Source organism: Pseudomonas sp. S2_A02 (genome assembly GCF_054668495.1).
In genome coordinates this window covers 3,709,154-3,729,844 of sequence record NZ_CP162776.1, presented here as the reverse complement: position 1 = coordinate 3,729,844, position 20,691 = coordinate 3,709,154, and the positions used below count along the sequence as shown (strand labels likewise).

The 20,691-nt window shown below is 56.7% G+C and carries 21 protein-coding genes; all 21 read left to right on the top strand.

Going from position 1 to position 20,691, the window contains the following annotated elements:
• Nucleotides 1–202 precede the first annotated feature (202 nt).
• The 21 genes from rpmH to glmS all read left to right on the top strand — a co-directional run bounded on the left by rpmH (nt 203) and on the right by glmS (nt 20,491).
• Complete coding sequence (gene rpmH / locus AB4O41_RS16915) at nt 203–337, top strand: 50S ribosomal protein L34 (RefSeq protein ID WP_003213577.1); 135 nt, start codon at nt 203–205, stop codon at nt 335–337.
• Nucleotides 338–353: 16 nt separating this feature from the next.
• Entirely contained in the window at nt 354–755 is a 402-nt protein-coding gene (gene rnpA / locus AB4O41_RS16910; RefSeq protein ID WP_460148366.1) for a ribonuclease P protein component, read from the top strand.
• Nucleotides 748–993 (top strand): membrane protein insertion efficiency factor YidD, encoded by a 246-nt coding sequence (gene yidD, locus AB4O41_RS16905; RefSeq protein WP_052966011.1) that lies wholly within the window; start codon nt 748–750, stop codon nt 991–993. The genes rnpA and yidD overlap by 8 nt, the downstream gene beginning before the upstream one ends.
• 2 nt (nt 994–995) lie before the next feature.
• The gene (gene yidC / locus AB4O41_RS16900; RefSeq protein ID WP_460144015.1) at nt 996–2,681 is read left to right on the top strand and encodes a membrane protein insertase YidC; all 1,686 of its coding nucleotides are present in this window, start codon (nt 996–998) and stop codon (nt 2,679–2,681) included.
• 79 nt (nt 2,682–2,760) lie between these two features.
• The gene (gene mnmE, locus AB4O41_RS16895) at nt 2,761–4,131 is read left to right on the top strand and encodes a tRNA uridine-5-carboxymethylaminomethyl(34) synthesis GTPase MnmE (RefSeq protein ID WP_460144014.1); all 1,371 of its coding nucleotides are present in this window, start codon (nt 2,761–2,763) and stop codon (nt 4,129–4,131) included.
• A 551-nt stretch (nt 4,132–4,682) separates the two neighbouring features.
• The gene (gene mnmG, locus AB4O41_RS16890; RefSeq protein ID WP_258618475.1) at nt 4,683–6,575 is read left to right on the top strand and encodes a tRNA uridine-5-carboxymethylaminomethyl(34) synthesis enzyme MnmG; all 1,893 of its coding nucleotides are present in this window, start codon (nt 4,683–4,685) and stop codon (nt 6,573–6,575) included.
• Nucleotides 6,572–7,216: a 16S rRNA (guanine(527)-N(7))-methyltransferase RsmG gene (rsmG, locus tag AB4O41_RS16885; RefSeq protein ID WP_030132558.1), complete on the top strand. Its 645-nt coding sequence runs from the start codon at nt 6,572–6,574 to the stop codon at nt 7,214–7,216. The genes mnmG and rsmG overlap by 4 nt, the downstream gene beginning before the upstream one ends.
• Before the next feature lie 18 nt (nt 7,217–7,234).
• A complete protein-coding gene (locus AB4O41_RS16880; RefSeq protein ID WP_460144013.1) occupies nt 7,235–8,032 on the top strand; it encodes a ParA family protein in 798 nt (265 codons plus the stop codon).
• A gap of 9 nt (nt 8,033–8,041) precedes the next feature.
• On the top strand, nt 8,042–8,914 hold the full coding sequence (locus AB4O41_RS16875; protein ID WP_305424387.1) for a ParB/RepB/Spo0J family partition protein: 873 nt from the start codon (nt 8,042–8,044) through the stop codon (nt 8,912–8,914).
• Between the two features lie 147 nt (nt 8,915–9,061).
• The gene (locus AB4O41_RS16870; protein ID WP_007903021.1) at nt 9,062–9,469 is read left to right on the top strand and encodes a F0F1 ATP synthase subunit I; all 408 of its coding nucleotides are present in this window, start codon (nt 9,062–9,064) and stop codon (nt 9,467–9,469) included.
• 16 nt (nt 9,470–9,485) lie between these two features.
• On the top strand, nt 9,486–10,355 hold the full coding sequence (atpB, locus tag AB4O41_RS16865) for a F0F1 ATP synthase subunit A (protein WP_123357030.1): 870 nt from the start codon (nt 9,486–9,488) through the stop codon (nt 10,353–10,355).
• A gap of 133 nt (nt 10,356–10,488) precedes the next feature.
• Nucleotides 10,489–10,746 carry a F0F1 ATP synthase subunit C gene (gene atpE, locus AB4O41_RS16860; protein WP_002555987.1) on the top strand — a complete coding sequence of 86 codons (258 nt, stop codon included), beginning with the start codon at nt 10,489–10,491 and terminating at the stop codon, nt 10,744–10,746.
• 57 nt (nt 10,747–10,803) lie between these two features.
• Nucleotides 10,804–11,274 carry a F0F1 ATP synthase subunit B gene (locus AB4O41_RS16855; RefSeq protein ID WP_123357032.1) on the top strand — a complete coding sequence of 157 codons (471 nt, stop codon included), beginning with the start codon at nt 10,804–10,806 and terminating at the stop codon, nt 11,272–11,274.
• A 12-nt stretch (nt 11,275–11,286) separates the two neighbouring features.
• Complete coding sequence (locus AB4O41_RS16850; protein ID WP_460144012.1) at nt 11,287–11,823, top strand: F0F1 ATP synthase subunit delta; 537 nt, start codon at nt 11,287–11,289, stop codon at nt 11,821–11,823.
• 21 nt (nt 11,824–11,844) lie between these two features.
• Nucleotides 11,845–13,389 carry a F0F1 ATP synthase subunit alpha gene (gene atpA, locus AB4O41_RS16845; RefSeq protein ID WP_258618467.1) on the top strand — a complete coding sequence of 515 codons (1,545 nt, stop codon included), beginning with the start codon at nt 11,845–11,847 and terminating at the stop codon, nt 13,387–13,389.
• 50 nt (nt 13,390–13,439) lie between these two features.
• A complete protein-coding gene (gene atpG / locus AB4O41_RS16840; protein WP_007934344.1) occupies nt 13,440–14,300 on the top strand; it encodes a F0F1 ATP synthase subunit gamma in 861 nt (286 codons plus the stop codon).
• Between the two features lie 27 nt (nt 14,301–14,327).
• Nucleotides 14,328–15,707, top strand: a complete 1,380-nt coding sequence (atpD, locus tag AB4O41_RS16835) for a F0F1 ATP synthase subunit beta (RefSeq protein ID WP_038980433.1) — start codon at nt 14,328–14,330, stop codon at nt 15,705–15,707.
• A 45-nt stretch (nt 15,708–15,752) separates the two neighbouring features.
• Nucleotides 15,753–16,178, top strand: a complete 426-nt coding sequence (locus AB4O41_RS16830; protein WP_007969909.1) for a F0F1 ATP synthase subunit epsilon — start codon at nt 15,753–15,755, stop codon at nt 16,176–16,178.
• A 117-nt stretch (nt 16,179–16,295) separates the two neighbouring features.
• Nucleotides 16,296–17,663, top strand: coding sequence for a bifunctional UDP-N-acetylglucosamine diphosphorylase/glucosamine-1-phosphate N-acetyltransferase GlmU (gene glmU, locus AB4O41_RS16825; protein WP_460144011.1), 1,368 nt, complete (start codon nt 16,296–16,298; stop codon nt 17,661–17,663).
• A gap of 217 nt (nt 17,664–17,880) precedes the next feature.
• Nucleotides 17,881–18,657 carry a DeoR/GlpR family DNA-binding transcription regulator gene (locus AB4O41_RS16820; protein ID WP_460144010.1) on the top strand — a complete coding sequence of 259 codons (777 nt, stop codon included), beginning with the start codon at nt 17,881–17,883 and terminating at the stop codon, nt 18,655–18,657.
• A 1-nt stretch (nt 18,658) separates the two neighbouring features.
• The gene (gene glmS / locus AB4O41_RS16815; protein WP_460144009.1) at nt 18,659–20,491 is read left to right on the top strand and encodes a glutamine--fructose-6-phosphate transaminase (isomerizing); all 1,833 of its coding nucleotides are present in this window, start codon (nt 18,659–18,661) and stop codon (nt 20,489–20,491) included.
• Nucleotides 20,492–20,691: the final 200 nt, after the last annotated feature.

Genomic DNA, 20,691 nt, shown 5'->3' with positions numbered 1-20,691 from the left:
AGCTTTACAGAAAAGCCTTAAATAATTCCCTTCTTTATTTCTATATTTAGAGAGCGACCTTCGGCGAGCAAATCGTCTGGAGATCTATTTATGAGGAAACGCTGGTTGGAAATTGACCTAGAGGCTTGCTTTCTCTAGAATCCCCGGTCTCTTAAAACGGGGGCCATTCCGGCCCGTTGTGGACGAACCAGGTAACACGACAATGAAACGTACTTTCCAACCAAGCACTATCAAACGCGCTCGTACCCACGGTTTCCGTGCTCGCATGGCTACCAAGAACGGTCGTGCCGTCCTGTCGCGTCGTCGCGCCAAAGGTCGTGCGCGTCTGGCAGTTTGATAATCCGGCACTGGAGGTGAGTCAGGACTTCAGTCGGGAAAAGCGTCTGCTTACTCCCCGGCATTTCAAGGCAGTCTTTGACTCCCCTACCGGCAAGGTTCCGGGGAAAAATCTCCTGCTCCTTGCGCGCAACAACGATCTTGATCACCCCCGTCTCGGGCTGGTTATCGGGAAAAAGAGCGTAAAGCTCTCCGTCGAGCGCAATCGCCTCAAACGTCTGATGCGCGAATCGTTTCGCCTGAACCAGGATTTACTGGTCGGTTGGGACATTGTTATCGTCGCGCGCAAAGGTTTGGGTGACGTAGAAAGCCCCGAATTGATTCAGCATTTCGACAAACTCTGGAAACGTCTGGCACGCAGCAAGCCGGTACCAGCAGTCAGAACCGAAACTGTAGGGGTAGACAGTCCCGATGCGTAAACTGGCACTCGTTCCGATCCAGTTTTATCGCTATGCCATCAGTCCCCTGATGGCCAGTCACTGTCGTTTCTACCCCAGTTGTTCCTGCTACGCGTATGAAGCCATAGAAAATCATGGCCTTCTGCGCGGTGGCTGGCTGACCTTTCGTCGTTTAGGTCGCTGTCATCCGTGGAATCCCGGTGGTTATGACCCGGTTCCATCTATCCCTACCTCCCGTTCTTCTTCGATGGCCGAGTAATCATGGATATCAAACGCACGATCCTGATCGTCGCCCTGGCAATCGTGTCCTACGTTATGGTCCTTAAATGGAACCAGGACTATGGCCAGGCTGCCCTGCCGACTCAGAATGTTGCTTCCAGTACTACCGCACCGGGCCTTCCGGATACGGCGACTGGCAATAATGCTTCTGTCAGTGACGACATTCCACGCGCCGCAAGCGATACCAGTGCAACTGCACCTGCTGAAACACCAGTAGCTGCAAGCAAAGACCTCATCCAGATCAAAACGGATGTGCTCAACCTGGCAATCGATCCACAAGGTGGCGATGTTGCGCAGTTGACGTTGCCGCTGTATCCACGTCGCCAGGACCATCCGGAAATTCCATTCCAGCTGTTTGATAACGGCAACGAGCGGACATATCTGGCTCAGAGTGGCCTGATCGGCACCAACGGGCCGGACGCAAGTCCTGCCGGTCGTCCGGTTTACTCCTCCGAGAAGAAGATTTATCAACTGGCTGACGGTCAGGACCAATTGGTCGCGGACCTGAAGTTCAGCAAGGACGGCGTCAACTACATCAAACGTTTCACGCTGAAACGTGGCCTGTATGACGTAACCGTTTCCTACCTGATCGACAACCAGAGCGCTCAGCCCTGGTCCGGTGCAATGTTCGCGCAACTGAAGCGCGATGCCAGCTCCGATCCTTCTTCAAGCACCGCCACCGGCACCGCGACTTACCTGGGCGCCGCCCTGTGGACAAGTAACGAGCCGTACAAGAAAGTGTCGATGAAGGACATGGACAAGGCTCAGCTGAAAGAAACCGTCAGTGGTGGCTGGGTTGCCTGGTTGCAACACTACTTCGTGACTGCCTGGATTCCGGCCAAGGGCGAAAACAACGTCGTCCAGACCCGTAAAGACAGCAAAGGCAACTACATCATCGGCTACACCGCCCCGGCAATGACTGTTGCGCCAGGTGCGAAAGCTGAAACCAGCGCTGTTCTGTACGCGGGTCCGAAAAGCCAGGCTGTGCTGAAAGAGTTGTCCCCAGGTCTGGAACTGACTGTCGACTACGGCATTCTATGGTTCATTGCCCAGCCAATCTTCTGGCTGCTGCAACATATCCACGCGCTGGTCGGTAACTGGGGCTGGTCGATCATCTTCCTGACCATGCTGATCAAGGGGATTTTCTTCCCGCTGTCGGCTGCCAGCTACAAATCTATGGCACGCATGCGTGCAGTGGCACCGAAACTGGCCGCGCTGAAAGAGCAACATGGCGACGACCGGCAGAAAATGTCGCAATCCATGATGGAACTGTACAAAAAAGAGAAGATCAATCCGCTGGGTGGTTGCTTGCCAATCCTCGTGCAGATGCCGGTTTTCCTTTCGCTGTACTGGGTTCTGCTGGAAAGCGTTGAAATGCGCCAAGCGCCATTCATGCTGTGGATTACTGACCTGTCGATCAAGGATCCGTTCTTCATTCTGCCGATCATCATGGGTGCAACCATGTTCATCCAGCAGCAGCTGAACCCGACGCCTCCGGATCCGATGCAGGCCAAGGTGATGAAGCTGATGCCAATCATCTTCACCTTCTTCTTCCTGTGGTTCCCGGCGGGTCTGGTGCTGTACTGGGTAGTGAACAACTGCCTGTCCATCGCCCAACAGTGGTACATCACGCGTAAAATCGAAGCGGCTACCAAAGCAGCTGCCTGATTTACACTGTGGATAACCACTCAAAACGCCCCCTAGTGGGGCGTTTTGCTATCTGTCACTTTTGTCTGGATACCGGTTTATGAGCGTTCCTCGTGAAACCATCGCTGCCGTCGCCACCGCTCAAGGTCGCGGCGGTGTGGGCATCGTCCGTATTTCCGGGCCGCTGGCGAGTCTGGCGGCCAAAGCCATCAGCGGTCGCGAACTGAAACCGCGGTTTGCCCATTACGGCCCGTTCCTCAGTGCAAACGAAGAGGTGCTGGACGAAGGCATCGCGCTGTACTTCCCCGGACCGAACTCGTTCACCGGCGAAGATGTGCTTGAGCTGCAGGGCCACGGCGGGCCGATCGTTCTGGATATGCTGCTCAAGCGTTGCCTGGAACTGGGCTGTCGTCTGGCCCGGCCGGGTGAATTCAGCGAGCGCGCCTTCCTCAACGACAAGCTCGACCTGGCTCAGGCCGAAGCCATTGCCGACTTGATCGAGGCAAGTTCTGCACAGGCGGCACGAAATGCCCTGCGTTCGTTGCAGGGCGCGTTTTCCCAACGTGTGCATAACCTCACCGAGCAACTGATAGGCCTGCGCATCTACGTCGAAGCCGCCATCGACTTCCCCGAAGAAGAAATCGACTTCCTCGCCGATGGCCATGTCCTGAGCATGCTCGACAAAGTGCGCAACGAATTATCCACAGTGCTGCGTGAAGCCGGGCAAGGAGCCTTGCTCCGCGACGGCATGACCGTGGTGATCGCCGGCCGGCCGAATGCCGGCAAGTCCAGCCTTCTGAATGCCTTGGCCGGACGTGAAGCTGCGATCGTGACCGAGATTGCCGGCACTACCCGAGACATTCTTCGCGAACATATCCACATCGATGGCATGCCGTTGCACGTGGTCGACACTGCCGGCCTGCGAGATACCGATGATCAGGTGGAAAAAATTGGCGTTGAACGGGCATTGAAAGCCATCGGTGAGGCAGATCGGGTATTGCTGGTGGTCGATGCCACAGCTCCCGAAGCCCTTGATCCATTTGCCTTGTGGCCTGAATTCCTTGAGATCCGTCCGGATCCGGCAAAAGTTACCCTTATACGCAACAAGGCTGACCTGACGGGAGAAGCTATCGCCTTGGAGGTCAGTGATGATGGCCATGTCACAATCAGCCTCAGTGCCAAATCCGCCGGTATGGGGCTGGAACTGTTACGCGAACATCTCAAGGAATGCATGGGTTACGAGCAGACCTCCGAAAGCAGCTTCAGTGCTCGCAGGCGTCACCTGGAGGCACTGCGTCACGCGAGTGCGTCCCTTGAGCATGGCCGTGCGCAGCTGACGTTAGCGGGAGCCGGTGAGCTGTTGGCCGAAGATTTGCGACAGGCTCAGCACTCTTTGGGCGAAATCACCGGCGCATTCAGCTCCGATGATCTACTGGGAAGGATCTTTTCCAGCTTCTGTATCGGTAAATAGTCCCTCCTGCTGTCCCCAGACAGGCCATTCGGGCCTGTCTGTTCTCTCCTTTTCTGAAATTTTTCCCTCAGTGCCGAGCAGATTCTTCGCTTGGGCGGATTTTCCTTGCCGGGATTTGCTCATTCGACGGCTTTTCTGTGGATTAAGCCCTGTGAATAAGTACCGCTAAGGGCAGTTGATAACAAGGCCTGAAAACTGAAGATAACCATCTCTGTGGATAACCACCCCTTTCATCCACAGGCTTACACCGGTTATCCAAGGGCCTCCTTGGCACATGACCACAGGGTTTTGAATCTCTGTACATATTGAAAATAAAGGGCTGTACCAATCTATCCACAGAAAGATGGCTCAGTAGAAATAAACATAAAAACAAAGATTTAATAAATTTCTCTCTTTTTAATTTCTATAACCCCGACTTCTCCACAGCTGGTTAAATTTTGTGCAAAGGGTTCTTTAGGAAGGGCGAAGTCCCTATACTTGCCGACCAGGTCCAAAAACCTGAGCTCAAACTATTTCCGGATTACCTGACTGAAGCAGGCACGAGGTGCGTGGTGGATTTCCCTTCCCGTTTTGAAGTGATCGTCATCGGCGGCGGTCATGCCGGTACCGAGGCAGCACTGGCGTCAGCACGTATGGGGGCAAAAACCCTATTGCTGACGCATAACGTGGAAACCCTCGGTGCCATGAGTTGCAATCCAGCCATTGGCGGGATCGGCAAAAGCCATTTGGTTAAAGAAATCGATGCCCTGGGCGGCGCGATGGCCATGGCTACCGATAAAGGCGGCATTCAGTTTCGCGTATTGAACAGCCGCAAAGGCCCAGCCGTGCGTGCAACCCGCGCTCAGGCAGATCGGGTTCTGTACAAGGCCGCTGTCCGCGAAGCTTTGGAAAACCAGCCGAACCTGTGGATATTTCAACAGGCTGCTGACGACCTGATCGTCGAGCAGGAACAAGTGCGCGGTGTTGTCACCCAAATGGGCCTGCGTTTCTTCGCAGACTCCGTGGTATTGACCACTGGCACCTTCCTCGGTGGACTTATCCACATCGGCATGCAGAATTATTCCGGCGGTCGCGCCGGCGATCCTCCGTCGATTGCTCTGGCTCATCGCCTGCGCGAACTGCCATTGCGTGTCGGTCGCCTGAAAACCGGTACCCCGCCGCGCATCGACGGTCGTTCTGTGGATTTCTCGGTGATGACCGAGCAGGCAGGGGATACGCCGATACCGGTGATGTCGTTCATGGGCTCCAAGGAGCAGCATCCGAAACAGGTCAGCTGCTGGATTACCCACACCAACGCCCGTACCCACGAAATCATTGCTTCGAACCTAGATCGTTCGCCGATGTATTCCGGTGTGATCGAAGGTATCGGCCCGCGTTATTGCCCATCGATCGAAGACAAGATCCACCGCTTTGCCGACAAGGAAAGCCATCAGGTATTCATCGAGCCGGAAGGTTTGACCACCCACGAGCTGTACCCGAACGGGATATCCACTTCCCTGCCGTTCGACGTGCAACTGCAGATCGTGCAATCGATCCGCGGCATGGAAAACGCGCACATTGTTCGCCCTGGCTACGCCATCGAGTACGACTACTTCGACCCGCGTGACTTGAAATACAGCCTGGAAACCAAAGTGATCGGCGGTTTGTTCTTCGCCGGGCAAATCAACGGCACCACCGGTTACGAAGAAGCCGGCGCCCAGGGTTTGCTGGCCGGAGCCAACGCCGCACTGCGTGCTCAGGGCAAAGATGCCTGGTGCCCGCGTCGCGACGAGGCGTACATCGGCGTTTTGGTCGACGACCTGATTACCCTGGGTACCCAGGAACCGTATCGGATGTTCACGTCCCGCGCCGAATACCGTTTGATCCTGCGCGAAGACAACGCAGACCTGCGCTTGACCGAAAAAGGTCGCGAATTGGGTCTGGTGGATGACGTGCGTTGGGCAGCGTTCTGCAAGAAGCGCGAAAGCATCGATCTGGAAGAGCAACGCCTGAAAAGTACCTGGGTTCGCCCGGGCACCGAGCAGGGCGATGCGATTTCCGAGAAATTCGGTACGCCGCTGACCCACGAATACAATTTGCTCAATCTGCTGAGCCGTCCGGAAATCGACTACGCTGGTCTGATCGCCGTGACCGGTGGAGGCGCAGAAGATCCACAGGTCGCCGAACAGGTCGAAATCAAGACCAAGTACGCCGGTTACATCGATCGTCAACAGGATGAAATCGCGCGTCTGCGGGCCAGCGAAGACACCAAACTGCCTGTGGATATCGATTACACGAACATCTCTGGTCTCTCGAAAGAGATCCAGAGCAAGCTCGGCGCGACCCGTCCAGAAACCCTGGGCCAGGCGTCGCGTATTCCGGGCGTGACCCCGGCAGCGATTTCGCTGTTGATGATTCATTTGAAAAAACGCGGCGCGGGCCGTCAGTTGGAGCAAAGCGCTTGAGTTCGTTGGTCACCTCGCAACACGCCGAAGAGTTATCCACAGGTGCTCGCCAGCTCGGTGTCAACCTGACTGAAGCCCAGCATGCACAGCTGCTGGGTTATCTGGCCCTGTTGATAAAATGGAACAAGGCCTACAACCTCACGGCAGTGCGTGATCCGGACGAAATGGTTTCACGGCATTTGCTCGACAGCCTGAGTGTTATGTCCTTCATCGAAAACGGCCGTTGGCTGGATGTGGGCAGTGGCGGCGGCATGCCAGGCATTCCCTTGGCGATTCTGTTTCCCGAGTCGCAAGTGACCTGCCTGGACAGCAACGGCAAGAAAACCCGCTTCCTGACCCAAGTCAAACTCGAACTCAAACTGGATAACCTGCAAGTTATCCACAGTCGCGTCGAAGCCTTCCAGCCTGAACTGCCATTCAACGGGATCATTTCCCGTGCGTTCAGCAGCATGGAGAACTTCAGCAACTGGACTCGCCATTTGGGCGATGCCGATACACGTTGGCTGGCAATGAAGGGCGTTCATCCCGCTGATGAGCTGGTAGCATTGCCGGCAGACTTCCACCTCGATAGCGAACACGCCCTGGCCGTACCCGGTTGCCAAGGCCAACGCCATCTGCTGATACTGCGCCGCACGGCATGATTGGGAACACAAGCAAGAATGGCTAAGGTATTCGCGATAGCGAACCAAAAGGGTGGTGTGGGCAAGACCACCACCTGCATCAACCTCGCAGCTTCCCTGGTCGCTACCAAGCGTCGGGTGCTGTTGATCGATCTCGATCCACAGGGCAACGCCACCATGGGTAGCGGTGTGGATAAACACGGCCTGGAAAACTCGGTCTACGACCTGCTGATCGGTGAATGCGATCTGGCCCAGGCCATGCACTATTCCGAGCACGGCGGTTATCAATTGCTGCCGGCCAACCGCGACCTGACCGCGGCCGAAGTCGTTCTGCTGGAAATGCAGATGAAGGAAAGTCGTCTGCGCAGTGCGTTGGCGCCAATCCGTGAAAACTACGATTACATTTTGATCGACTGCCCGCCGTCGCTGTCGATGTTGACGCTTAACGCGCTGGTTGCCGCCGACGGGGTGATTATCCCCATGCAGTGCGAGTACTTCGCGCTCGAAGGGTTGAGCGACCTTGTGGATAACATCAAGCGCATTGCCGAACTGCTGAACCCGAACCTGAAAGTCGAAGGCCTGTTGCGGACCATGTACGACCCGCGCCTGAGCCTGATGAACGACGTATCGGCGCAGCTCAAGGAACACTTTGGCGAGCAGCTCTACGACACCGTGATTCCGCGCAACATCCGCCTGGCCGAAGCGCCAAGCTATGGCATGCCGGCGCTGGCGTACGACAAATCCTCGCGGGGCGCGATTGCCTATCTGGCATTGGCGGGCGAGATGGTTCGCCGTCAGCGCAAAAATTCACGCATCGCCGCTGCTCAGGCAACTTAAGGAATCCCCATGGCCGTCAAGAAACGAGGTCTCGGACGTGGACTGGATGCACTGCTGAGTGGTCCGACTGTCAGCTCGCTGGAAGAGCAAGCGGTACAGGCCGATCAGCGTGAGCTGCAGCACCTGCCCCTGGACCTGATCCAGCGTGGCAAGTACCAGCCGCGTCGGGACATGGATCCTCAAGCGCTGGAAGAGCTGGCGCAGTCGATCAGGGCCCAGGGCGTGATGCAGCCGATCGTGGTTCGTCCGATCGGCAGCGGGCGCTTCGAAATCATCGCCGGCGAACGCCGCTGGCGCGCCAGCCAGCAGGCTGGCCAGGAAACCATCCCGGCGATGGTTCGCGATGTGCCGGATGAAACCGCCATCGCCATGGCGCTGATCGAGAACATCCAGCGCGAAGACCTCAATCCGATCGAAGAAGCGGTGGCCTTGCAGCGTTTGCAGCAGGAATTCCAGCTGACTCAGCAACAAGTGGCCGAGGCTGTGGGTAAGTCTCGCGTCACCGTGGCCAACCTGTTGCGTCTGATTGCGCTGCCGGAAGTCATCAAAACCATGCTGTCTCACGGCGACCTGGAAATGGGTCATGCCCGTGCCTTGCTCGGTTTGCCGGAAAATCAACAAGTTGAAGGGGCGCGACACGTTGTCGCACGGGGGCTGACTGTGCGCCAGACTGAAGCACTGGTTCGCCAGTGGTTGAGTGGCAAACCGGAGCCTGTGGAACCTGCAAAACCGGACCCGGATATCGCCCGACTCGAGCAGCGTCTGGCCGAGCGCCTAGGCTCTGCGGTGCAGATCCGCCACGGAAAGAAGGGTAAAGGGCAGCTGGTGATCGGCTACAACTCTCTTGATGAGCTTCAAGGTGTGCTTGCACACATCCGCTGAAACAATTCCTCATGTAGCGTGAAGTCGGAAATCACTACCTGACAGTTGAATAGGGGCAGAACCGCCCCTATACTCTGCGCGCATTTTGTCGGCACAAATTATGCCAAGTTATTGAATTCTGGCAGCCGACCATTGGGGGCAAAAGAGATGGAAAACCGCACGCCAGACCGCTTGCCGTTCCATCGCCTGGCAGTTTTCCCGGTGTTAATGGCTCAATTTGTCGTTTTGCTGATCGCCGCTTTGGCGCTCTGGCAATGGCATGGAGTCGTTGCCGGGTACTCAGGACTCTGCGGAGGCCTGATAGCCTTGCTTCCCAATATATATTTCGCTCACAGGGCATTTCGGTTTTCCGGCGCCCGAGCAGCTCAAGCCATCGTCCGGTCTTTTTATGCCGGCGAGGCGGGCAAACTGATTTTGACGGCAGTGCTGTTTGCATTGACGTTTGCAGGTGTGAAGCCACTGGCGCCGTTAGCAGTATTCGGCGTCTTCGTGCTGACCCAACTGGTTAGCTGGTTCGCTCCCCTGCTAATGAGAACAAGACTTTCGAGACCTTAGGGCGTTTGAGGCAACCATGGCAGAGACAACCGCTTCGGGCTATATCCAGCACCACTTGCAGAACCTGACTTTCGGTCAGCACCCAACTGGCGGGTGGGGTTTTGCCCACACCGCAGCAGAAGCCAAAGAAATGGGCTTCTGGGCTTTCCACGTCGATACTCTCGGCTGGTCGGTTGCGTTAGGTCTGATTTTCGTTCTTCTTTTCCGCATGGCGGCAAAAAAGGCGACTTCCGGTCAACCTGGCGCCCTGCAGAACTTCGTCGAGGTTCTGATCGAGTTCGTCGACGGCAGCGTGAAAGATACTTTCCACGGCCGTAATCCATTGATCGCGCCATTGGCCCTGACGATTTTTGTCTGGGTGTTCCTGATGAACGCCGTCGACCTGGTACCGGTTGACTGGATTCCGAAGCTGGCTGCCATCATTACCGGCGACCCGCACCTGGTTTTCCGTGCCGTTCCTACCACTGACCCGAATGCGACCCTGGGTATGTCCCTGTCGGTATTCGCGTTGATCATTTTCTACAGCATCAAGGTCAAGGGCATCAGCGGCTTCATTGGCGAACTGACCCTGCACCCGTTCGGCAGCAAGAACATCTTCGTTCAAGCCCTGCTGATTCCGGTGAACTTCCTGCTGGAGTTCGTGACGCTGGTGGCCAAGCCAATCTCTCTGGCACTGCGTCTGTTCGGCAACATGTACGCCGGCGAGCTGGTTTTCATTCTGATTGCTGTGATGTTCGGCAGCGGTCTGCTCTGGCTTAGCGGCCTGGGCGTAGTTCTGCAGTGGGCGTGGGCTGTGTTCCACATCCTGATCATCACCCTGCAGGCGTTTATCTTCATGATGCTGACCATCGTCTACCTGTCGATGGCGCACGAAGAGAACCATTAAGACCAGTCTCGACTAGTCTGATGTCCCTCTCGGTCAAACGAGAGGGTGCCCGAACAGGGCTATGAAACGATTTGTTTTACCGCTTTAAAATCTAAAAAACCTAAACCATACGACGTAAAAGTCGGGAGGAAAGATGGAAACTGTAGTTGGTCTAACCGCTATCGCTGTTGCACTGTTGATCGGCCTGGGCGCACTGGGTACCGCAATTGGTTTCGGCCTGTTGGGCGGCAAGTTCCTGGAAGGCGCAGCGCGTCAGCCAGAAATGGTTCCAATGCTGCAAGTCAAAATGTTCATCGTTGCCGGTCTGCTCGACGCCGTAACCATGATCGGTGTTGGTATCGCTCTGTTCTTCACCTTCGCGAACCCATTCGTTGGTCAACTCGCTGGCTAATCACTCGAACCTTCGAGTTGATTGGTGTGATGTGCAACGAACGAGCGAGGTGTTGGCGTGAACATTAATGCAACCCTGATTGGCCAGTCCGTTGCGTTCTTCATTTTTGTACTGTTTTGCATGAAGTTCGTGTGGCCTCCGGTCATCGCGGCTTTGCACGAACGTCAGAAGAAGATCGCGGATGGACTGGACGCTGCCAGCCGAGCAGCTCGCGACCTGGAGTTGGCCCATGAGAAAGTGGGTCAGCAACTGCGCGAAGCGAAAGCTCAGGCAGCTGAAATCATTGAGCAAGCCAAGAAACGCGGTAATCAGATCGTCGAAGAGGCCGTTGAAAAGGCCCGTGTCGACGCTGACCGTGTGAAGGTCCAGGCTCAGGCCGAGATCGAGCAGGAACTGAACAGTGTCAAAGACGCGCTGCGTGCCCAACTGGGTGCATTGGCTGTCGGCGGCGCCGAGAAGATCCTGGGTGCCACAATCGATCAAAACGCGCACGCGGAGCTGGTAAACAAACTGGCTGCTGAAATTTAAGCGAGGGCGATCATGGCAGAATTGACCACGTTGGCCCGACCTTACGCTAAGGCAGCCTTCGAGCACGCCCAGGCCCACCAGCAACTGGCCTCTTGGTCAGCCATGCTCGGCCTGGCTGCAGCAGTGTCGCAAGACGACACCATGCAGCGCGTGCTCAAGGCCCCGCGACTGACGAGCGCAAACAAGGCCGCCACGTTTATTGACGTGTGCGGCGACAAGTTTGATGCCAAGGCACAGAACTTCATTAACGTCGTTGCCGAAAACGACCGTCTCCCGCTTTTGCCGGAGATATCCGCTCTGTTCGACCTGTACAAGGCTGAACAAGAGAAGTCGGTAGACGTTGAAGTCACCAGTGCTTTTGCATTGAACCAAGAACAGCAAGACAAACTCGCCAAGGTTCTCAGTGCACGACTCAACCGGGAAGTGCGCCTGCAAGTTGCGGAGGATGCCGCCCTGATTGGTGGTGTCATCATTCGCGCCGGCGACCTGGTAATCGATGGCTCGATTCGCGGCAAACTCGCGAATCTTGCCGAAGCATTGAAATCTTGAGTTTGAAGGGGCAGCAGAGCAATGCAGCAACTCAATCCTTCCGAAATAAGTGAAATTATCAAGGGCCGCATCGACAAACTCGATGTGACCTCCCAAGCCCGTAACGAAGGCACTGTCGTCAGCGTATCTGACGGTATCGTGCGGATTCACGGTCTGGCCGACGTCATGTACGGCGAGATGATCGAGTTTCCGGGCGGCGTCTTCGGTATGGCTCTCAACCTCGAGCAAGACTCTGTAGGTGCCGTTGTATTGGGCGCTTACCAGTCTCTGGCTGAAGGCATGAGCGCCAAGTGCACTGGCCGCATCCTCGAAGTTCCGGTGGGTAAGGAACTGCTGGGTCGCGTAGTCGACGCACTGGGTAACCCAGTTGACGGCAAAGGTCCGCTGAACAACACCTTGACCGATGCGGTCGAGAAAGTTGCTCCGGGCGTGATCTGGCGTAAGTCGGTAGACCAGCCTGTACAGACTGGCTACAAGGCTGTCGATGCCATGATTCCTGTCGGCCGTGGCCAGCGTGAGCTGATCATCGGTGACCGTCAGATCGGTAAAACCGCTCTGGCGATCGACGCGATCATCAACCAGAAAAACAGCGGCATTTTCTGCGTCTACGTAGCGATCGGTCAGAAGCAATCGACCATCGCCAACGTGGTTCGCAAGCTGGAAGAAAACGGCGCTCTGGCCAACACGATCATCGTGGCTGCCAGTGCTTCGGAATCTCCTGCGCTGCAATTCCTGGCTCCGTACTCCGGTTGCACCATGGGTGAATTCTTCCGCGACCGCGGTGAAGACGCGCTGATCGTTTATGACGATCTGTCCAAGCAAGCAGTGGCTTACCGCCAGATTTCCCTGCTGCTGCGCCGTCCACCAGGCCGTGAAGCTTACCCAGGCGACGTGTTCTATCTCCACTCCCGTCTGCTGGAGCGCGCATCCCGCGTTTCGGAAGAATACGTAGAGAAGTTCACCAACGGCGCAGTGACCGGCAAAACCGGTTCCCTGACCGCACTGCCGATCATCGAAACCCAGGCTGGCGACGTTTCCGCGTTCGTTCCGACCAACGTGATTTCCATCACCGACGGTCAGATCTTCCTGGAATCGGCCATGTTCAACTCCGGGATCCGTCCTGCTGTGAACGCCGGTGTTTCGGTATCCCGTGTGGGTGGTGCCGCTCAGACCAAGATCATCAAGAAGCTCTCCGGTGGTATCCGTACCGCTCTGGCTCAGTACCGTGAACTGGCGGCATTCGCCCAGTTCGCTTCTGACCTGGACGAAGCGACCCGTAAGCAACTTGAGCATGGTCAGCGCGTTACCGAGCTGATGAAGCAGAAGCAATACGCACCAATGTCGATCGCTGACATGGCGCTGTCGCTGTATGCCGCTGAGCGTGGGTTCCTGACTGACGTCGAAATCGCCAAGATCGGCAGCTTTGAACAAGCGCTGATTGCTTTCTTCAACCGCGATCACGCCGATTTGATGGCGAAGATCAACGTGAAGGGTGACTTCAATGACGAAATCGACGCTGGCATGAAAGCCGGTATCGAGAAGTTCAAGGCCACCCAAACCTGGTAAGCCGCAGCGGGAGCCGCAAGGCTCCCGCTTGCTAACCTGATAGGTGTTACATGGCAGGCGCAAAAGAGATTCGCAGTAAGATTGCGAGCATCAAAAGCACGCAAAAGATTACCAGCGCCATGGAAAAAGTGGCGGTCAGCAAAATGCGCAAGGCACAAATGCGCATGGCTGCTAGCCGTCCTTACGCGGAGCGCATCCGCCAGGTTATTGGCCATCTGGCCAACGCCAACCCGGAATATCGCCACCCATTCATGATCGACCGTGAAGTAAAGCGCGTCGGTTACGTTGTGGTGAGCAGTGACCGTGGTCTGTGTGGTGGCTTGAACACCAACCTGTTCAAGGCCCTGGTCAAGGACATGGCGGTAAACCGCGAAAACGGCGTCGAGATTGATCTGTGTGTAGTGGGTAGCAAGGGTGCGGCTTTCTTCCGCAACTTCGGCGGTAACGTCGTTGCAGCTATCAGCCACCTGGGTGAAGAGCCGTCGATCAATGACCTGATCGGCAGCGTCAAGGTGATGCTGGATGCCTACCTGGACGGCCGTATTGACCGCCTGTCCGTGGTGTCCAACAAGTTCATCAACACCATGACGCAACAGCCTACCGTGGAGCAGTTGATTCCACTGGTGGCAACCCCGGATCAAGAACTCAAGCACCACTGGGATTATCTGTACGAACCGGACGCCAAAGAGCTGCTTGACGGCTTGATGGTCCGCTACGTGGAGTCGCAGGTCTACCAGGCGGTGGTCGAGAACAACGCGGCTGAACAAGCTGCGCGGATGATCGCGATGAAGAACGCTACCGACAACGCCGGTGATTTGATCAGCGATTTGCAGCTGGTCTATAACAAGGCGCGTCAGGCTGCGATCACCCAAGAGATCTCGGAAATCGTCGGCGGCGCTGCCGCGGTTTAACGGTTCAAATATTCAGAGGATCCAGCTATGAGTAGCGGACGTATCGTTCAAATCATCGGCGCCGTTATCGACGTGGAATTTCCACGCGACAGCGTACCGAGCATCTACAATGCGCTGACAGTTCAAAGCGCGGCCGGGACCACCCTGGAAGTTCAGCAGCAGCTGGGCGACGGCGTGGTTCGTACCATTGCGATGGGTTCCACCGAAGGCTTGAAGCGCGGTCTGGACGTCATCGACTCCGGCGCAGCCATCTCCGTACCTGTCGGTAAAGCGACCCTGGGCCGGATCATGGACGTTCTGGGTAACCCGATCGACGAAGCGGGCCCGATCGACACCGAAGAGCGCTGGGGCATTCACCGTCCTGCGCCATCCTTCGCTGAACAAGCAGGCGGCAACGACCTGCTGGAAACCGGCATCAAGGTTATCGACCTGGTTTGCCCGTTCGCCAAGGGCGGTAAAGTCGGTCTGTTCGGTGGTGCCGGTGTAGGCAAAACCGTAAACATGATGGAACTGATCCGTAACATCGCCATCGAGCACAGCGGTTATTCCGTGTTCGCTGGTGTGGGTGAGCGTACTCGTGAGGGTAACGACTTCTACCACGAGATGAAGGATTCCAACGTTCTGGACAAAGTGGCACTGGTTTACGGTCAGATGAACGAGCCGCCGGGTAACCGTCTGCGCGTAGCACTGACCGGCCTGACCATGGCCGAGAAGTTCCGTGACGAAGGTAACGACGTTCTGCTGTTCGTCGATAACATCTATCGTTACACCCTGGCCGGTACTGAAGTATCCGCACTGCTGGGCCGTATGCCTTCGGCAGTGGGTTACCAGCCGACCCTGGCTGAAGAGATGGGCGTTCTGCAAGAACGTATCACTTCGACCAAGGAAGGTTCGATCACTTCGATCCAGGCGGTATACGTACCTGCGGATGACTTGACTGACCCGTCGCCAGCGACCACCTTCGCCCACTTGGACGCCACCGTCGTTCTGTCCCGTGACATCGCTTCCCTGGGTATCTACCCGGCTGTCGATCCACTCGACTCGACTTCGCGCCAGTTGGACCCGAACGTAATCGGCCAGGACCACTACGACACCGCTCGCGGCGTACAGTATGTTCTGCAGCGTTACAAAGAACTGAAGGACATCATTGCGATCCTGGGTATGGACGAGCTGTCGGAAGCCGACAAGCAGTTGGTAAACCGTGCTCGTAAGATCCAGCGTTTCTTGTCGCAGCCGTTCTTCGTGGCTGAAGTCTTCACCGGTGCTTCGGGTAAATACGTTTCCCTGAAAGACACCATTGCTGGCTTCAAAGGCATCCTCAACGGTGACTACGACCACCTGCCAGAACAAGCGTTCTACATGGTCGGCGGCATCGAAGAAGCGATCGAGAAAGCCAAGAAACTGTAATCCCGGCGCCCGGCAACGGGCGCTAATTTAGGTTGAGGCAATCAGATGGCTATGACAGTCCATTGCGATATCGTCAGCGCGGAAGGGGAAATCTTTTCCGGTCTGGTCGAGATGGTGATTGCGCACGGTGCACTGGGTGATCTTGGTATCGCCTTGGGTCACGCGCCGTTGATCACTAATCTCAAGCCGGGCCCGATCCGCCTGGTCAAGCAGGGCGGGGAAGAGGAGGTGTATTACATCTCCGGTGGTTTCCTCGAGGTTCAGCCGAACATGGTCAAGGTTCTTGCCGACACCGTGCAACGTGCTGCCGACCTGGACGAAGCCTCCGCTCAGGAAGCCGTAAAGGCTGCCGAGAAGGCACTGCATGAGCGGGGCGCGGAATTCGATTACGGTTCTGCTGCCGCACGTCTGGCCGAGGCTGCAGCTCAGCTGCGCACCGTCCAGCAGATCCGCAAGAAGTTCGGCCACTAATTGGCCATCGACTAATTGTGTGATTGATTAAAAAGGGTAGCCTCGGCTACCCTTTTTTCTTTTCTGACTTTCATCACCCGGTCGCAGCCGCTGACCTCCCAGGATTAGTAGCCTGTCATGTCTCTTGAAATCGTTATCCTCGCAGCCGGCCAAGGCACGCGCATGCGTTCGGCCTTGCCGAAAGTTCTGCACCCGGTTGCCGGTAATTCAATGCTTGGCCATGTTATCCACAGTGCCCGGCAACTTGATCCACAACGCATCCATGTAGTGATCGGTCATGGCGCCGAAGCCGTGCGCGAGCGTCTGGCGGCCGATGACCTGAATTTCGTCCTGCAGGATCAACAGCTGGGTACCGGACATGCGGTGGCCCAGGCTGTGCCGTTCATCGAGTCCGATACCGTGCTGATTCTGTACGGCGATGTACCCTTGATCGAAGTCGAAACCCTGCAACGGTTGCTCAAGCTCGCCGCACCGCAGCAACTGGGCCTGTTGACTGTCGAGCTGGATGACCCGACTGGTTACGGCCGTATCGTCCGCGATGCCGCCGGCAAGGTTACCGCCATCGTCGAGCAGAAAGATGCCAACGAAGCCGAACGCGCTATCACTGAAGGCAACACTGGCATTCTGGCGGTTCCTTTCGAGCGCTTGGGCGACTGGATGAGCCGGCTCTCCAACAACAATGCCCAGGGCGAGTACTACCTGACCGACGTGATCGCCATGGCGGTCAGTGATGGTCTGGTGGTGGCTACCGAACACCCCCATGACACCATGGAAGTGCAGGGCGCCAACGATCGCAAGCAACTGGCCGAGCTTGAGCGCCACTATCAGCTGCGCGCTGCCCGTCGCTTGATGGCTCAGGGCGTGACTTTGCGCGACCCGGCACGTTTCGATGTGCGTGGTGAGATCACCGTCGGCCGCGATGTACTGATCGACATCAACGTGATCCTCGAAGGTAAAGTGGTCATCGAGGACGATGTGGTGATCGGCCCGAATTGCGTGATCAAGGACAGCACCCTGCGCAAAGGTGTGGTGATCAAGGCCAACAGCCACATCGAAGGCGCAATACTCGGTGAAGGCAGCGATGCTGGTCCGTTCGCTCGTTTGCGTCCGGGCACAGTGCTGGAAGCTCGCGCACATGTGGGTAACTTCGTTGAGCTGAAGAACGCTCATTTGGGCGAAGGCGCCAAGGCCGGTCACTTGACGTATCTGGGCGACGCCGAAATCGGTGCGCGTACCAACATCGGCGCAGGCACCATCACCTGTAACTATGACGGCGCCAACAAGTGGAAAACCGTGTTGGGTGAAGATGTATTCATCGGTTCCAACAATTCGTTGGTGGCGCCTGTGGATATCTCGGCGGGTGCAACCACGGCGGCTGGTTCGACCATTACCCAGAATGTGGATAAGGCTCAGTTGGCCGTGGGTCGGGCTCGGCAGAAGAACATCGATGGCTGGAAACGGCCGGAGAAGATCAAGAAGAGCTGAGTTATCCACAGTTCATGAGATCGCCTTCGCGGGCAAGCCTCGCTCCTACAAGGTTTTTGTCGTTCGCACATTGGCAAACGACACAAACCCTGTAGGAGCGAGGCTTGCCCGCGAAGCTTTTTATCCACAGATCATTTTTATCGTGTCCCGCTTGACGAAGTTTCGCTAATAGGTTTTGATTGCTTACGTTATCTTTCGAATCGAAACTTACCAAGCCATGTCAAAGCGCAACACACCCCAACGCCGGCACAACATCCTCGCCTTGCTCAATGAGCAGGGCGAAGTCAGTGTGGATGAACTGGCCAAGCGCTTCGAAACCTCGGAAGTTACGATTCGCAAGGATTTGGCGGCGCTTGAAAGCAATGGTCTGTTGCTGCGTCGCTATGGCGGGGCAATCACCATGCCTCAGGAACTGGTCGCCGACCTCGGCCAACCGGTTTCCAAATACAAGAAGGCCATTGCCCGCGCCGCCGTCACGCGAATCCGCGAGCATGCACGAATCATCATCGACAGTGGCAGCACCACCGCCGCGATGATCCCGGAACTCGGCCAACAACCGGGTCTGGTAGTGATGACCAACTCCCTGCATGTCGCTAACGCTTTGAGCGAACTCGAGCATGAGCCAGTGCTGTTGATGACCGGGGGGACTTGGGACCCGCATTCCGAGTCCTTCCAGGGGCAGGTGGCCGAGCAAGTACTACGCTCATATGACTTTGATCAGTTGTTTATTGGTGCCGATGGCATCGATCTGGTGCGCGGAACCACCACCTTCAATGAATTGCTGGGCTTGAGCCGAGTCATGGCCGAAGTCGCCCGCGAAGTGATCGTGATGGTCGAGGCCGACAAGATCGGCCGCAAAATTCCCAATCTGGAGCTGCCATGGAGCAGTGTCCATACCCTCATTACCGATGATCGCCTGCCACTGGAGGCACGCGATCAGATTCAGGCCCGCGGCATTAATTTGATCTGCGCCGCCGTCAGTCAGGAGAAATAGCATGTGTGGAATTGTCGGTGCAGTCGCAGAACGTAACGTTACCGCCATCCTGCTCGAAGGCCTCAAGCGCCTGGAATACCGTGGCTATGACAGCGCCGGTGTGGCGGTGTACACCAACGATGGAAAACTCTTGCGCACGCGTCGTCCGGGCAAGGTCAGCGAACTGGAACAGGCGCTGATCGAAGAGCCTCTGGTCGGCCGTCTAGGCATTGCCCATACCCGCTGGGCGACCCACGGCGCGCCGTGTGAACGCAATGCTCACCCGCATTTTTCCGGCGATCTGGCGGTGGTGCACAACGGCATCATCGAGAACCATGAAGCCCTGCGCGAGCAACTCAAGGCTTTGGGTCACGTATTCACGTCGGACACTGACACTGAAGTCATCGCGCATTTGCTGCACGAGAAACTCAAGCTGCAACCCGACCTGACGGCGGCCCTGAAAGCGACCGTGCAAGAGCTGCACGGTGCTTACGGCCTGGCGGTGATCAGCGCCCTTCAACCGGATCGTCTGGTCGCCGCTCGCAGTGGCAGCCCGCTGGTGATCGGTTTGGGTATGGGTGAGAACTTCCTGGCCTCCGATCAATTGGCACTGCGTCAGGTCACCGACCGCTTCATGTACCTGGAAGAAGGCGATATCGCCGAAATTCGCCGCGACAGTGTGCAGATCTGGGACATCAACGGCAAACTCGTCGAGCGTGAAAGCGTTCAGTATCGTGACGGTGCCGAAGCCGCTGACAAGGGCGAATTCCGCCATTACATGCTCAAGGAAATTCACGAGCAACCGGCTGTGGTGCAGCGCACCCTTGAAGGTCGCCTGAGTCAGAACCAGGTGCTGGTCGAGGCGTTCGGTCCCCAAGCTCCCGAGCTGTTCGCCAAGGTGCGCAATGTACAGATCGTCGCCTGCGGCACCAGCTATCACGCCGGCATGGTTGCCCGTTACTGGCTCGAAGAACTGGCTGGCATTCCGTGTCAGGTCGAAGTCGCCAGCGAATTCCGCTATCGCAAGGTAGTGGTTCAGCCGGACACCCTGTTCGTGAGCATCTCTCAGTCCGGTGAAACCGCCGACACTTTGGCCGCGCTGCGTAATGCCAAGGAGCTCGGTTTCCTCGCCAGCCTGGCAATCTGCAACGTCGGCATCAGTTCTCTGGTGCGTGAATCGGACCTGACGCTGCTGACCCAGGCCGGTCGCGAAATCGGCGTGGCCTCGACCAAAGCCTTCACCACTCAACTGGTTGGCCTGCTGTTGCTGACCCTGTCTTTGGGTCAGGTTCGCGGTACGTTGGCCGAAGGTATCGAAGCCACACTGGTCGAGGAACTGCGTCGCCTGCCGACTCGTTTGGGCGAAGCCCTGGCCATGGACGGCACCGTGGAGAAAATCGCCGAGCTGTTCGCCGAGAAGAACCACACGCTGTTCCTCGGTCGCGGCGCGCAATTCCCGGTGGCGATGGAAGGGGCTCTCAAGCTCAAGGAAATCTCCTACATCCACGCAGAAGCCTACCCGGCGGGCGAACTGAAACATGGCCCGTTGGCGCTTGTGGATAACGACATGCCGGTGGTCACCGTGGCGCCGAACAACGAGTTGCTGGAGAAGCTGAAGTCCAACCTCCAGGAAGTCCGCGCCCGTGGCGGTGAGCTGATCGTCTTTGCTGACGAGCAGGCTGGCATGACCAATGGCGAAGGCACTCATGTCGTCCAGATGCCGCACATCCACGACATTCTGTCGCCGATTCTCTACACCATTCCGTTGCAGTTGCTTTCGTACTACGTGGCTGTGTTGAAAGGTACTGACGTTGATCAGCCGCGTAATCTGGCGAAGTCGGTGACGGTGGAATAAGTTATCCACAGGTGATCGAAACAATGAAAAGACCGCTGTTTTAGAGAATTAAAACTGTCGCAGGAGTCGGTCAGGTCAGTCCTACCGCCTCTTGCGATGCTTCCCGCTCTCCGCATCCTCCCATTCTTCCTTCACCACGACCGGCCGCTCATGCTGCTGGGATGCTAATCTCGTTGGAACCTTCGGTTATGGCTACAGTT